14 protein-coding genes and 1 riboswitch are annotated in these 13,742 nt (G+C 67.6%); of the genes, 7 read left to right on the top strand and 7 right to left on the bottom strand.

Annotated elements, in window-relative coordinates:
* Positions 1-24 precede the first annotated feature (24 nt).
* Positions 25-289: riboswitch (cobalamin riboswitch) on the bottom strand.
* A gap of 64 nt (positions 290-353) precedes the next feature.
* From ACZYRS_RS15995 to ACZYRS_RS15985, 3 genes are all read right to left on the bottom strand, one after another.
* Positions 354-887 (bottom strand): RidA family protein, encoded by a 534-nt coding sequence (locus tag ACZYRS_RS15995; RefSeq protein ID WP_463420031.1) that lies wholly within the window; start codon positions 885-887, stop codon positions 354-356.
* A gap of 62 nt (positions 888-949) precedes the next feature.
* Entirely contained in the window at positions 950-1,390 is a 441-nt protein-coding gene (locus ACZYRS_RS15990; protein ID WP_463420030.1) for a c-type cytochrome, read from the bottom strand.
* Positions 1,391-1,415: 25 nt separating this feature from the next.
* Positions 1,416-3,014: a flavin monoamine oxidase family protein gene (locus ACZYRS_RS15985; protein ID WP_463420029.1), complete on the bottom strand. Its 1,599-nt coding sequence runs from the start codon at positions 3,012-3,014 to the stop codon at positions 1,416-1,418.
* Between the two features lie 115 nt (positions 3,015-3,129).
* Here ACZYRS_RS15985 and ACZYRS_RS15980 point away from each other — a divergent pair, with 115 nt between their 5' ends.
* The 4 genes from ACZYRS_RS15980 to ACZYRS_RS15965 all read left to right on the top strand — a co-directional run bounded on the left by ACZYRS_RS15980 (position 3,130) and on the right by ACZYRS_RS15965 (position 5,295).
* Positions 3,130-3,354 (top strand): hypothetical protein, encoded by a 225-nt coding sequence (locus ACZYRS_RS15980; protein ID WP_042581495.1) that lies wholly within the window; start codon positions 3,130-3,132, stop codon positions 3,352-3,354.
* Positions 3,351-3,686, top strand: a complete 336-nt coding sequence (locus ACZYRS_RS15975; protein WP_463420028.1) for a cell division protein ZapA — start codon at positions 3,351-3,353, stop codon at positions 3,684-3,686. Before ACZYRS_RS15980 ends, ACZYRS_RS15975 begins: the two co-directional genes overlap by 4 nt.
* 282 nt (positions 3,687-3,968) lie before the next feature.
* Positions 3,969-4,790: a sulfite exporter TauE/SafE family protein gene (locus tag ACZYRS_RS15970; RefSeq protein WP_463420027.1), complete on the top strand. Its 822-nt coding sequence runs from the start codon at positions 3,969-3,971 to the stop codon at positions 4,788-4,790.
* 79 nt (positions 4,791-4,869) lie between these two features.
* A complete protein-coding gene (locus ACZYRS_RS15965) occupies positions 4,870-5,295 on the top strand; it encodes a universal stress protein (RefSeq protein WP_463420026.1) in 426 nt (141 codons plus the stop codon).
* Positions 5,296-5,302: 7 nt separating this feature from the next.
* Here ACZYRS_RS15965 and ACZYRS_RS15960 read toward each other — a convergent pair whose 3' ends face one another.
* Positions 5,303-6,274: an AraC-like ligand-binding domain-containing protein gene (locus tag ACZYRS_RS15960; protein WP_463420025.1), complete on the bottom strand. Its 972-nt coding sequence runs from the start codon at positions 6,272-6,274 to the stop codon at positions 5,303-5,305.
* A gap of 177 nt (positions 6,275-6,451) precedes the next feature.
* Here ACZYRS_RS15960 and ACZYRS_RS15955 point away from each other — a divergent pair, with 177 nt between their 5' ends.
* From ACZYRS_RS15955 to ACZYRS_RS15945, 3 genes are all read left to right on the top strand, one after another.
* Complete coding sequence (locus ACZYRS_RS15955) at positions 6,452-7,486, top strand: carbon-nitrogen hydrolase family protein (protein WP_463420024.1); 1,035 nt, start codon at positions 6,452-6,454, stop codon at positions 7,484-7,486.
* Positions 7,487-7,502: 16 nt separating this feature from the next.
* Positions 7,503-8,564 (top strand): phenylacetaldoxime dehydratase family protein, encoded by a 1,062-nt coding sequence (locus ACZYRS_RS15950; protein WP_463420023.1) that lies wholly within the window; start codon positions 7,503-7,505, stop codon positions 8,562-8,564.
* A 74-nt stretch (positions 8,565-8,638) separates the two neighbouring features.
* A complete protein-coding gene (locus ACZYRS_RS15945; RefSeq protein WP_463420022.1) occupies positions 8,639-10,342 on the top strand; it encodes a serine hydrolase in 1,704 nt (567 codons plus the stop codon).
* On the opposite strand, the gene ACZYRS_RS15940 is transcribed toward ACZYRS_RS15945, so the two are convergent.
* Genes ACZYRS_RS15940 through ACZYRS_RS15930 form a run of 3 tightly spaced genes read right to left on the bottom strand, consistent with a single transcriptional unit; the run spans position 10,339 to position 13,657 of the window.
* Complete coding sequence (locus ACZYRS_RS15940; protein WP_463420021.1) at positions 10,339-11,874, bottom strand: malonate--CoA ligase; 1,536 nt, start codon at positions 11,872-11,874, stop codon at positions 10,339-10,341. The genes ACZYRS_RS15945 and ACZYRS_RS15940 overlap by 4 nt on opposite strands.
* A gap of 23 nt (positions 11,875-11,897) precedes the next feature.
* Positions 11,898-12,671, bottom strand: a complete 774-nt coding sequence (locus ACZYRS_RS15935; protein WP_463420020.1) for an enoyl-CoA hydratase/isomerase family protein — start codon at positions 12,669-12,671, stop codon at positions 11,898-11,900.
* Positions 12,668-13,657: a Bug family tripartite tricarboxylate transporter substrate binding protein gene (locus tag ACZYRS_RS15930; RefSeq protein ID WP_198787500.1), complete on the bottom strand. Its 990-nt coding sequence runs from the start codon at positions 13,655-13,657 to the stop codon at positions 12,668-12,670. The genes ACZYRS_RS15935 and ACZYRS_RS15930 overlap by 4 nt, the downstream gene beginning before the upstream one ends.
* Positions 13,658-13,742: the final 85 nt, after the last annotated feature.

The raw sequence follows: 13,742 nt of genomic DNA, 5'->3' as shown, positions 1-13,742 counted from the left end.
AACCGTTTCATCGGTTCATTGCATGCGGCAGCCGCCTTGTTGGCCGGTATCCGGGCTGGCAGAACGGCCCCTGCCGCCTTCCCAGGCACCTGTTTCAGGGCGCCCAGTGGCTGGATGGAAAGGGGTGGCGCCTTGCGGCGTCGTCTGCTTGACCGTTGCGGGGGCAGCGCAGGCGGCTTCGGCCTTGTTCCGATGTCCGGCTTGCGGACCCTCGGGGGCGTTCACTCCTGCTTCCCGTTGAACTGCGCCGTGCGAACCACGGCGCGAGCACCAACGGGCGGGATTTTAGGCCCTTCGGCAGCGGCGCTAAGTCGAAAGTTTTGGCTGCCGCGCCCATCGGGCCGCTGGTGAGGCTACTTCGATGGGGCCGGGCGGACCGCCATCACCTCGATCTCCACCAGGTACGCCGGGTTGGCCAGTGCCGCCACCTGCATGGCCGAGCGCACCGGCAGCTTCGGTTGCGCGGTGGTGCCGAAGAACTGGGTGTAGCCCTCCATGAAGCCGGCGAAGTCCATCTTGTTGTCCTTGGCCGGATCGCCGACCAGGAACACCTGCATCTTCACGACGTCGCCCATCGTGAGGCCCAGGCCCGTGAGGCTCTTCTCGATGGCCTTGAGCACGCCGACGGTCTGGCCCCTGGTGTCGCCGCCATAGGCCGCGGCACTGTTCTTGGGCGCGGCCGCGTCCTGCAGCGGCGGCACCTGGCCCGAGAGGTACACGTTGGTGAGCGACGACGGCACCTCGACCGCGGCCGAAATCGGAAAGGTGGAGTTCGGAATGCGGTGGCGAATGACTTCGTCGGCCGCGTGCGCCGCGCCGGCGCCGGCTGCGAACAGGGCGGCGGCGAGCGCCAGTGGCTGGGTCTTGGTGAACAGGGTCATGGTCATGCGTGTTGTCTCTCTGCTGGGGTGGTGGATGAAGGAGGGATCCGGTGAATGCCGCAACGCGGTCAAGGCCGCAGCTTCTTGACGCTCTCCGCGGGAATGGCATCGGCGTACTGGTTGCCGAAATGGGTGCGCGCATAGCCGACCACCGAGGCGATCTGCTCGTCGCTGAGCATCTTGCCGAAGGCGGGCATGCCCTTCTGGCCGTTGATGACGACGTAGAGCGGGTACTCCGCGCTGGCCAGGCGCGGGTTCGATGCGAGCGGCGGGTAGGCGCCCGCGCCCTTCGCGCCCTGCCCTTGCGCCATGTGGCAGGCCTGGCAGGTGGCGCGGTAGATCGATTCGCCCGAGCTCTCCTGGAACCGGGGGCCGACGGAGAACGCGGGTTCGGACGACTGCGACGGCGATTGCGATTGCGCGAAGACCTGGCCGCTCATCGCTGCGATGGCGCCGAACGAAAGGCCGAGCAGCGCGCGCTTGAAAGTCGTGAGGTTGTTGTTGTTCATGGTGGGTGTGTCCTTCACGCTGCGTTCATGCAGCGACGGCGCGGGCGTGCAGCCGCTGGATCGCATCGAGCGACGAGAGCAGCGCGCCCTCCTGCCAGGCCGGAATGTAGGAAGCGTGTTCGCCCGCGAGCGCGATGCGCCCGTCGACCTGGCACAGGTTCTTGTAGTGCTTCTGGCGCGTCTCGTCGGTCCACATGCCGTAGCAGCCATGCGAGCCCGGCACGCGGTGCCAGCCGACGGAGATGCCGTTGTCGAATTCGCGCGCGTACTGCGGATGCAGCTGCGTGCCGAACTCGACCGCGCGGCGCACGCGCTCCTCGGGCGCCATCGCGGTGAATTCGTAGGAGTTCGGGCCGTCGAACACATAGGCCCCGAGCACCACCGCCTTGCCCTTGTCACCGTAGCGCGTCGAGGGGTACGAGATGCGCGAGATCGGCAGATCGGTGTAGCTGATGCCGCCGTAGATGTGCTCGTCTTCTTCCCAGAAGCGGCGCTTGAACTGCAGGCCGACTTTCACCGACGCGCCATAGGGCACGGCGTTGATGGCCTCCTGCATCGGCGCGCTGACCTGGACGTCGATCTGGCTCAACACCGACAGCGGAATGGTGCACAGGCACCAGTCGGCCTTGGCCTGCGCGACCGCGCCGCCCTTGGCCTCGTCGGTGTAGGTGACGGTGACGCCGCGGTCGTTCTGCTCGATCTTGGTGACCTTCGCGCCGTAGCGGATGAGGCTGCCGACTTCTTTCTGGAAGGCCTTGGCGATCATGTCCATGCCGCCCACGGGCTGAAAGATCGCGCTCTGGAATTCATAGTCTTGTCCGCTCGCGATGTAACGCCAAAGGTTTGATTGCAGCAACTCGCTCATGTCGAGCGGCTTCGACGGCTTGGCCAGCGGCATGAGGCCGCCGCCCGCATCGACTTCATAGCCGCGGCGGTCGCTGCTGACAGTGCCTTCGCGGTAGCGGAATTGCGTGTCGAGCGCGCCCCAGCGGCGCAGGCCTTCGAGGAGTTTTTCCTTGTCCTCCTTCGTCAGCGCCGCATCGAGGTTGCCCTGCTGCGTCGCCTTGCCGAGCAGCTCCGCCACGTAGCCCTGGTAGTCGGCCTGCACATGGCGATAGCGCTGCGGCTTGCCGCCATAGGCCTTGCTCGAATGCACGAGCGCGTTGTAGTTCACCTGAATGAAGGGCTCCAGCGCAACGCCCAGGCGCTTGCAGTAGCCGAGCACCGCGTGGTGATGAAAAGGTATGCGCCACGGACCGGGGTTGAAGTACTCGCCCTTGGCAAAGCCGCACTGCTGCGCGGCACCGCCGAGCTCGGTGAAGGTGTCGCCGCCGCGCAGCGTCCAGCAGCGGCCGCCCGCGCGGTTGCTGAACTCGAGCACCTTCACCGAGTAACCCGCGTTGCGCAGCTCGAGCGCGGCGGCCATGCCGGCCAGGCCCGCACCAAGAACCAGCACCGACGCACCCTTTCTTGCACCATCGAGTTTCGGAGGACCGCCGTAGTTGGACTCGGCAGCGAAACCCAGGGAAGTCATCGCCTGGTACATCGCGCCGCCGCCCGCGGTCTTGCCGATGAGCGCGAGCAGGTCGCGCCGGCTGAATAGAGTGTTGTTCTTCGTGGTCATGGAGTGGCTATAAATGTTTGAAACGCCACTGCGAAGGCAGCAGAATCCATGCCAGTCGAGGCACCGCGCGCCCTGCCGGCGGGCCCCATTCCCCGGGAAACTACAATCGCCAACCATGCCCGCCTCCAGCCCCATCGATCAGATCGCCGAGCGTGTGGAACGCTTGCTCGTGCGTCACGAAGAGGTACAGCGCACCAATGCGCTGCTCCAGGAACAGGTCGATGCGCTCACGCGCGAACGCGACGGGCTCAAGTCGCGGCTCGCCGCGGCACGCACGCGCCTGGATGCGCTGCTCGAGCGGCTGCCGGCTGAACCACCTCCCGAAGACTCCACCGCATGAAGCAGATAGAAGTACAGATCATGGGCCAGAGCTATTTGCTCGGCTGTCCCGACGGCGGCGAGCCGCAACTGCGCGATGCGGTCGAACGCGTGGATGCGGCCATGTGCAAGATCCGCGATGCGGGAAAAGTCAAGGCGCGCGATCGCATCGCGGTGCTGGCTTCGCTGAACCTGGCCTTCGATCTCGCGGCGCAACAGGCCACGGCTGTTGCAGCGCCTGTCGCCACAGCGCCCGCGCCTGCCGCGGCCGAGCCCGGAGAAGTCGATGCCAAGGCCACCCAGCTCATTCAAAAGCTCGATCAGGCACTGGCCGGCGATGGTCATTTGCTCTGAATGAACACCATGGACGCATACGGAGCGTAAAATCCGAACTGTCTGCGGTGCGCGTCGGGCTTAATATTTCCTTGTTCCAATGCTCTCCGGAGCCGGGCTTGGTACATCGCTTGACGGGCGTGATCATCTCGCGTCAGATGAACCCGAAGTCTTGCTGCCCTCGCCCACCTGAACCCTGGTTCAGGATGCGGGTTCGGCGCCCACTTGCAGACACCTTTTTTCATCGGCACGGCCCCCAGCACACACTGCTCGGGGCCGTTGCTTTGTCCGAAGACCCGCAGCGTGACCGATCTCCTCGACCCCCTCCTGATTCTTGAACTGGCCGCGCTCGGCCTGGGCACCGGCTTTCTCGCGGGGCTCCTGGGCATCGGCGGCGGCATGCTGATGGTGCCCTTCATCACGATCATCATGGGTCACCGCGGCGTGTCCTCCGACCTCGCGGTGAAGATGGCGATCGCCACCTCGATGGCCACGATCATCTTCACTTCGGTCTCCAGCGTGCGCGCGCACCACAAGCGCGGCGCGGTGCGCTGGGACATCGTCAAGCGCCTGGCGCCCGGCATCGTGATCGGCAGCCTCGCAGGCAGCCTGGGCGTGTTCGCCCTCCTCAAGGGCACGGCGCTGGCGATCTTCTTCGCGCTCTTCGTGGGCTTCTCGGCCACGCAGATGTTCCTGGACAGAAAGCCCAAGCCCACGCGCCAGATGCCGGGCACCGGCGGCCAGCTCGCCGCGGGCGGCGTGATCGGCTTCATCTCGGGCCTGGTGGGCGCGGGCGGCGGCTTCATCAGCGTGCCGTTCATGACGTGGTGCAACATCTCGATCCACAACGCGGTCGCCACGAGCGCGGCGTTGGGCTTCCCCATCGCGGTGGCCAACGTGGTGGGCTATGCGATCAGCGGCCAGTCGGTGCAGGGCCTGCCCGCGGGCTCCTTCGGCTACATCTGGCTGCCGGCGCTGGTGGTGATTGCGCTGTGCAGCGTGTTCACCGCGCCGCTGGGCGCCAAGGCCGCGCACACGCTGCCCGTGAAGAAGCTCAAGCGCGTGTTCGCGAGCATCCTCTATCTGCTCGCCGCCTACATGCTTTGGAAGGGCCTCCAAGGCTGAGGCACGGGGCTGGAAATAGCCCCTCGGTTCTGGGGTGAGACCCGTTGCGACCCACAGGTCGCAGCCGTATAACGGTTTCATGAAAATCCTCATCGCCGTCGACGGCAGCGCCTACACCCGCAAGGCGTTGGACTACCTCGTCACCAACCGCGCCATGTTCGTGGACGGGCACGAGCTCATCGTGGTCCACGTGTGCACCGGCATCTCGGGCCACGTGACGCGGCACCTGAGCAAGGAGATCGTCGCGGAGTACTACGCCGAGGAAAGCGCGAAGGCGCTCGATCCGGTGAAGGCGCTCCTCGCCGAGAAGGGCGTGGGCAACTACACGATCGACAAGCGCCACGGCCACGCGGCCGAGGAAATCCTGAAGTCGGCCACCGCCGCGCACGCCGAGCTGATCGTGCTCGGCACCCATGGCCACGGCCTCTTCGGACGCGCGCTGATGGGTTCGGTCGCGACCAAGGTGATCGGCGAGACCGACATCTCCGTCCTGCTGGTCCAGTAGACCTCGGCTACTGCACCCGCGGCACCTGTGGGTGCCGCCACTCGCGCGGCGAGCAGCCGAAGCGCTCGCGGAACGCGCGGCTGAAATGCGCCGCATCGTTGAAGCCGCGCCCATACGCGATCTCCCCCACCGGCTTGCCCGCCAGGCGCGGCTCCAGCAGGTCGCGGCTGCAGGCCTCGAGCCGGCGCTCCCAGATGTACTGCGAGGGCGTCAGCGGCTCGCTCTTGAACACGCGGTGGATGTGGCTCGCCGACACCCCGAGCGACGCCGCGAGGCTGCCCACCGAGAGCGAGGGATCGGCCAGCTGCTCGTCGATGCACCGCTTCACCCGCGCGAGGTGGTACGCCGTCAGATTGCTCAGCGACGGCGCACGCGCCGCGGGCAGCGTCTGCAGCCCCGCCACGAGGATGCTCTGCACGCCATTGGCCACGGCCAGCGCCGATGCGGGCTGCAGCGTGTCGATGTCTTCGCGCAGCGTGCGGATCATGCCGAGCAGGAGATGCCCCGCGCCCTCCTTGCCCGACACCGTGGTGGCCGTCAGCGCCTCGGTATCGCGCAGTTCGCTGCGCAGGCGCTCGCCGGGCAGCTTGAGCACGATCTGCTCGAACCTGTCGTCGAACAGCAGCTCGTAGGGCCGCGTGCTGTCGTACAGCGCAAAGTCGCCGGCCGAGAGCACCGCATCGCGCCCGTCCTGGCGCACCACGCCGCGCCCCTCGGCCTGGATGCTCACGAGGAAATAGTCGTCGCACGAGCGCGCGATGTGCCCGCTCGTGCGCATGACCTTCTGCGCGCCTGACTTGACCACCGACACGTCGAGACTCGGCAGCGAGTGCTGGCGGATGCTGCCCTCGAAGCGGCCGATGTCGTCCGGTCGCACCGGGTCGCACCCGAGCTGCACGTAGACGTTGCAGATCATGTCGGTCCAGTAGGCCAGGCGCTGGTCGCGCGCCACGGCATCGGTGCTGAGCAACTGGTTCATGGGGGTCCCCGGAAAGCGCGTGCAACGCTGGAACAAGAACGCCGCCAGTTCGGATCAAGGCGTTCCGCGGCGGCGAATCTACGCTTCAAGCAACCCGCATGCCACCGCGCAAACCCGCGTTGGGGGTGTGCGAAGTTGTTTCATCCACCCCACCACCATCACCTCTGGAGGCTCGCCATGCCCACCACCGTTCACCCCAAGCTGCGCGTCGCCGCCGTGCAGGCCGCGCCCGTGTTCCTCGACCTCGACGGCACCATCGACAAGACCATCGAGCTCATGGCCCAGGCCGCCGGCCAGGGCGTGAAGCTCATCGCCTTTCCCGAGACCTGGGTGCCCGGCTATCCGTGGTGGATCTGGCTCGATTCGCCCGCCTGGGGCATGCAGTTCGTGCAGCGCTACCACGACAACTCGCTGGTGGTCGGCTCGGCCGAGTTCGAACGCATCGCGGAGGCTGCGCGCAAGCACAGGATCTGGGTCTCGCTGGGCTACAGCGAGAAGGCCGCGGGCAGCCTCTACATCGCGCAGGCGCTCTTCGACGACCAGGGCAACACCGTGCAGACACGCCGCAAGTTGAAGCCCACGCACGTGGAGCGCACTGTGTTCGGCGAAGGCGACGGCTCCGATCTCGCGGTGGCCGAAACGGCCATCGGCAACATCGGCTCGCTCTCGTGCTGGGAGCACCTGCAGCCGCTGAGCAAATACGCGATGTATGCGCAGAACGAGCAGATCCACTGCGGCGCATGGCCCAGCTTCTCGCTCTACCGCGGTGCCGCCTACGCGCTCGGGCCAGAGGTCAACAACGCGGCGAGCCAGGTGTATGCGGCCGAGGGCCAGTGCTTCGTGATCGCGCCGTGCGCCACCGTCTCGCCCGCGATGAGCGAGCTGATGTGCACCGACGCGGGCAAGCAGCAGATGCTGCGCACCGGCGGCGGCTTCGCGCGCATCTACGCACCCGACGGCTCGCCGCTCGGCACGCCGCTGGCCGAGGACCAGGAGGGCCTGGTGATCGCGGACATCGACCTGGGCATGATCTCGCTCGCCAAGGCCGCGGGCGATCCGAGCGGGCACTACTCGCGCCCCGACGTCACGCAGCTGCTGCTCAACAAGACGCGCCGCGAGCCCGTGGTGCTGCAGCGCACGCCCGAGCCCGATCGCAGCGCACCCGAAGCCATGGCCGCGGGCACCGAGCCGCGCCTGCAGCTCGCGGCCTGACGCCCGGGAGCCCGCCATGGAATCCGCCATCGCCGAGCACCTGAAATGCCCCCGCACGCGGCACCGCCGCGTCGAGGACGACTACACGCCGCCCTACCCTGTCTGGTCGGCCCGCGCGCCGGTCTCGGTGACGCAGGTGGTGATGGGCTATTTCGGCGTGCAGTCGCGCGGCGCGCAGATGCAGGGCCGCGCCTGCGCCGCGCTGATGAAGATCGCGCGCGACTTCGCGCTGCCCGACGGGCCGGGCCATCACGACCTCACGCACTACGTCGATGCCGACGGCTTCGACAACATGGTCGCGATCGCCTACTGGGACGACGCCGCCGCCTTCGCACGCTGGAGCGCCACGCCCGCCATCGATGCATGGTGGCGATCGGACGAACGGCTCTCGGAAGGCCTCGGCTACTTCCGCGAAATCGCCTCGCCGCGCGTCGAACACTTCGAGACCATGTTCAACACGCCCGACCGCTTCGAGGGCGTCGGCGTGGTCATGGGCGAGGTCAGCGGCGAGCTGCAGGAGCACGGCTACTGGGGGTCGATGCGCGACCGCATTGCGCTCTCGCAGACCGATGCGCTGTCGCCCTCGGGCACGCGCGCGGTCGTCGCCGGCACGCCGGCACCGGGCCAGCGCGTGCGCGTCGCGGGCCACGAGAACATCGCGATGATCCGCTCCGGCCAGGAGTGGACCGAGACCACCGGCCAGGAGCGCACGCTCTACCTGGAGGACATGGAGCCGGTGCTGCGCGAAGGCATGGACTTCTTGCGCGACCAGGGCCTGGCCATCGGCTGCTACAGCAACCGTTACATGCACCATCTGGACGCGAAGGGCGCGCCGCTGCAGAAGTCGTTCGGCCTGAGCTACTGGCGCTCGCTCGCCGACATGGAACGCTGGGCCGAATCGCACCCGACGCACGTTGCGATCTTCGGCAGCTTCATGCGCTATGTGCAGGCGCTGAACTTCCAGCTGCAGTTGCGCGTGTACCACGAGGTGTCGGTGCTCAAGGCCGATGAGCAGAGCTACGAATACATCAACTGCCACGCGCGCAGCGGGCTCATGAACGGGCTGGCTGCAGCATAAGAAAAAATTCGCCGCGCGGGATTGCCTTAGGATTCGCCCCCCTATCCAACGGCCCAAAGGCAAGGACCCCGACCATGTGGAGCGATCTCGAAAGCCTCGTCGAAGCCTCGATGCAGGAATGGCAAGTGCCCGGCCTCGCGCTGGCGGTGATCCAGGACGGCGAGGTGGTGCTGCAAAAGGGCTACGGCGTGCGCGACACCGACACTGGCCTGCCCGTGACCACCGACACGCAGTTCCTGCTGTGCTCGATCACCAAGTCGTTCACCGCCGCGGGCCTGGGCCTGCTGGTCGACGAACGCAAGCTCGACTGGGACCGGCCCGTGCGCGAAGTGCTCCCCGAGTTCCGCCTGCACGACGCGGTGGCGACCGGGCGGCTCACGGTGCGCGACCTCCTCTGCCACCACAGCGGGCTGCCGCGCCACGACTGGATCCACATGCCCGGCGACCTCAGCAACGCGCAGATGCTCGCGGCGCTCCGGCACCTCGCGCCGAACAAGGACCTGCGCGACACCTTCCAGTACTCGAACCTGGGCTACCTCGTCGCGGGAATGATCGCCGAGCGCGTCAGCGGACAGCGCTTCGAGGACTTCACCACCGAGCGGCTGATGAAGCCGCTGGGCTTCAACCACTTCGGCTTCTCCATCGAGGCGCTCGGCGCAGCAGAAGACGGCGCCCGTCCGCACGCCATCGATGGCGACGTGCGCCACCGGTCGCCGCTGTCGCCCATCCGCGCGACGCCCGCGGGCGGCATCAACGCCTCGGTGGCCGACCTCGCGAAATGGGCGCGCTTCCTGCTCGACGGCAAGGCGGACGGCCGCCAGCTGCTCTCGCCGCAGGCGCTGCGCGAGATGACGACGCCGCGCGTGCACATGGGCCGCTCCGAGTACGCGGAGATCGGCGATTCGCACTACGGCCTGGGCCTCTTCTGCGAGCAGTACCGCGGCGATCGCACGATCGCGCACTCGGGCTCGTGGACCGGCTGGAGCACGCTCATGACGCTGCTGCCCGAACGCCGCGCCGGCATCGTGGTGCTGACGAACCGCACGCCGGGCGGCGCCACGCCCATCCTCACCTTCGCGGCGCTCGACCGCCTCTCGGGCCGCGAACCCATCGACTGGTTCGGCCGGTTGGCACCGAAGCGCCGGCAGGCCGTAGCGCAGCAGAAGCTCGACAAGAAGGCCGCCGCCGATGTTCGCCACAGCGAAACGCGGCCGAGCCATCCGCTCGAAGACTATGCCGGCGAGTACGAACACCCGGCCTACGGGCGCATCCACATCGAGCAACGCGGGGATGCGCTCGCGTGGCAATGGCGCGGTACGGAAGACCTGCTCCAGCACCGCCACTACGACGTCTTCATCACGCCCGACCGGCCGACGATCATGCATCCGAGCGACCGCACCCTCACCTTCCGCTACGACCGGCAGGGCCACATCGATCGCATCGAAGTGCCCCTGGAGCAGATGGTGGACGACATCGTGTTCCGCCGGGTCGCGGCCGGCGAGGTGCTGGACCCCGCCTTCCGCCGGCTGTGCGCCGGCGACTACCTGCACGCGGGCCGCGTGATCGAGATCCGGCTCGATGCCGGCGACCAGCTCAGCATGACGATTCCGGGCCAGCCGACCTACCGGCTGCTGCCGGCCGGCGGGCGGCGCTTCAACGTCGAGACGCTCGAAGGCTTCGGCGTGGAGTTCCGCCGGCCTTCACCGGAGGCCGTGGATGCGCTGGTCTTTCACGAGCCGCGTGCCACCGCCCTCGCGTCAAGGATTGCGAAGCCCTAAGCGAACAGCTCCTTGTGCTCGGCGCGCAGCAGCGCCTTCTGCACCTTGCCCATCGTGTTGCGCGGCAACTCGGCCACGACGAAGCAGCGCTTGGGAATCTTGAAGTTCGCAAGCTTCGACTTGAGCTCCGCCACGATCGCATCGGCATCGATGGCCGTGCCCGCCTTGGCGATCACGATGGCCACGCCCACCTCGCCGAAATCGGGGTGTGGCACGCCGACGACCGCGCTCTCGGCCACGCCGGCCATCTCGTTGATGTAGCCCTCGATCTCGGCCGGGTAGACGTTGTAGCCGCCACTGATGATCAGGTCCTTGCTGCGCCCGACGATGGTGATGTAGCCGCGGCCGTCGATCTTGCCGACGTCGCCGGTCTTGAAGAAGCCGTCGGCGGTGAACTCTTCCTTGGTCTTCTCGGGCATGCGCCAGTAGCCGGCGAACACGTTGGGGCCGTCGACCTCGATGCCGCCGATCTCGTCGGTGGTGCAGTCGTTGCCGTTCTCATCGCGCACGCGCAGTTGCACGCCCGGCAGCGCGAAGCCGACGGTGCCGCCGCGGCGCTCGCCCTGCTCGGGCTTGTAGGGGTTGGAGGTGAGCATGACCGTCTCGCTCATGCCGTAGCGCTCCAGGATGGTGTGGCCGGTGCGCGCCTGCCATTCGTCGAAGGTCTCGATGAGCAGCGGCGCAGAGCCCGCGACGAACAGGCGCATGTTGCGCACCGCCTTGCGCGTGAGGCCCGCCTCGGCCAGCAGGCGCACGTAGAGCGTGGGCACGCCCATGAACACGGTGGCTTCGGGCAGCTTGGCGACGATGCGCCTGGGGTCGAACTTCGAGAACCACAGCATCTTGCTGCCATTGAGCAGCGCGCCGTGCAGCGCGACGAAGAGGCCGTGCACGTGGAAGATGGGCAGCGTGTGGATGAGCACGTCGCCCGGTGTCCAGCCCCAGCAGTCCTTGAGCACCTCTGCGTTGGACAGCAGGTTGCCGTGCGTGAGCATCGCGCCCTTGCTGCGGCCGGTGGTGCCGCTCGTGTAGAGGATCGCGGCCAGATCATCGGCCGACTTCTTCGCGGGCGCGTGCTTGTCGCTGCACTGCGCGGCCACTTCGAGCAGCGTGCCGGTGCGGTCGTCGTCCAGCGTGAACACATGCCGCGTGCCCGCTGCGGTGGCGATCGGCCCGACCCATGAGGCATTGCGGCTCGTGCACACCACGACCGCGGGCTCGGCGTTGCCAATGAAGTATTCGATCTCGGCGCTCTGGTAGGCGGTGTTCAGCGGCAGGAACACATAGCCCGCGCGCAACGTCGCGAGGTACAGCAGCATCGCCTCGACGGATTTCTCGACCTGCACCGCGATGCGCGCGCCCTTCTCGAGCTTCAGCGCATCGAGCAGGTTGGCGATCATCGCGCTCGCGCGTTCGAGGTCGCGCCACGAATAGAACAGGCCGTTGTCGGTCTCGACCGCAATGGCATCGAGGTCGGCGGGAAAGGCCGCGCGCAAGGCGGCGAACAGGTTGGCGTTGGTGGGCTTCTTCATCGCTTCGTCTTTGAACCGGTACTTCAGAAATTCGGTGTGCGCTTGGCAAGGAAGGCATCGATGCCTTCGCGGTGCTCGGCGGAATCGGCGTAGTCGTAGGCCGTGGCAAGCAGGGTCTGCAGGGAGGGCGCGCCGGCCTTCAGCATCGCGAACGTGCGCTTGTGCAGGCGCGCGGCCTGCGGCGCGAGCGCGGCGATGCGCTCGGCGTGCGCCTGCACGGCCGTCGCCACCTCGTTGTCGGGCAGCACCTGCAGCAGGAAGCCCGCGTCGTACAGGCGCTGGGCGCCATGCACGCCGGCGGCCAGCAGCATGTCGCGCGCGAGCACGTCGCCGATGGCGCCATGCACGAGGGCCGCTTCGCGCGGCGCCATCGGAAAGCCCAGCTTGGCGATCGGCGCGCCGAACTTCGCGGAAGCGCCCGCGATGCGGATGTCGCAGCAGCTCGCGATCTCGATGCCGGCGCCCATGCAGGCGCCCTCGATCTGCGCGACCAGTGGCACCGGGCAGTCGAGCAGCGCCTGCAGCGCGGCCCAGACTTCGTTCTCGTGGAATTCGCGCAGGCTCGATGCTTCGAAACGGAACGACGGGTACTCGGAAATATCGCCGCCCGCGCAGAAGGCGGCGCCCTCCCCGCGGATCACGACGCATCGCAGGTCCGCATCGTCCAGGCCCGCGAACGCTGAGCGCAGCGCGCGCCACATCGCGCGCGTCATCGCATTGAGGCGGCCCGCGTTCGACAGCGTGACGACCGCCACCGCGCCTTCGCGGCGCAGTGAAACAGTGCCCGCAGCCGTCATTCGAGCTTGGCGCCCGACGCCTTCACGACCGTGGCCCAGCGCTTGATCTCGGCGTTCACGAAGCCGCCGTAGGCCGCCATGGTGAGGGTCGGGATCTCGGAACCGTTCTGCGCCCAGATGGTCTTGAGCTCGTCGGTGGCGAGCGCCTTCTTCATGTCTTCGACCGCGCGCGCCTGCGCATCGGCCGGCGTGTTCTTCGGCGCCCAGAGGCCATACCAGGTGGTCACCGTGTAGTCGGGCAGGCCCACTTCGGCGGCGCACGGCACGTCGGGGAACGCGGGGTTGCGCTTGCTGCCCGCGACCATCAGCGCCTTGATGCGGCCGCTCTTGATGTGCTGGGACGAAGAGCCCAGGCCGTCGAACATCAGGTCGACGTTGCCCGAGATCAGGTCCGACAGCGCCGGGCCCGCGCCGCGGTACGGGATGTGGGTGATGAAGGTGCCGGTCTGGATCTTGAAGAGCTCGCCCGCCAGGTGGTGCGAGGTGCCCGAGCCGGCCGAGCCGTAGTTGAACTTGCCGGGGTTGCGCTTCACCAGCGCGATGAATTCCTGGATTGTGTTGGCCTGCACGCGCTTGGGGTTGATGACCACCACCTGCGGCACGTTGGCCAGCAGCATGAGCGGCGCGAAGTCCTTCTCGATGTCGTAGTCCAGCTTGGGGTACACCGAGGGCGCGATGGCGTGGTGCACAGCGCCCATGAAGAGCGTGTAGCCATCGGCCGGCGCCTTGGCCGCGATGCTCGCGCCTAGCGTGCCGCCGGCACCGCCGCGGTTGTCGATCACCAGCGTCTGGCCCGCCACCTTGGTGAACTGGCCCGAGAGCGGCCGCGCGAAAGCGTCGGTGCCGCCGCCGGCCGGGAACGGCACGATCATCGTTACCGGCTTGGTCGGCCAGCCCTGCCCCTGGGCGCGCGCGGCGCCGCAAAGAACGGCCGCACCGGCGGCGGCCACGCGCAAAACATCACGTCGCTGAAAACTCTGGTTCATGTGTCTCTTCTCCGATCGTTGTGGATTTTGCCGCCCGATGCGGCGGTAGGCGCCTTCTCTGCACCCGCTTTTTTTTCGCTTTTCC

Source organism: Variovorax sp. AC194, assembly GCF_979257995.1.
Note: the sequence above shows the minus strand (reverse complement) of the source record. Positions and strands in the feature narration are given on the sequence as shown.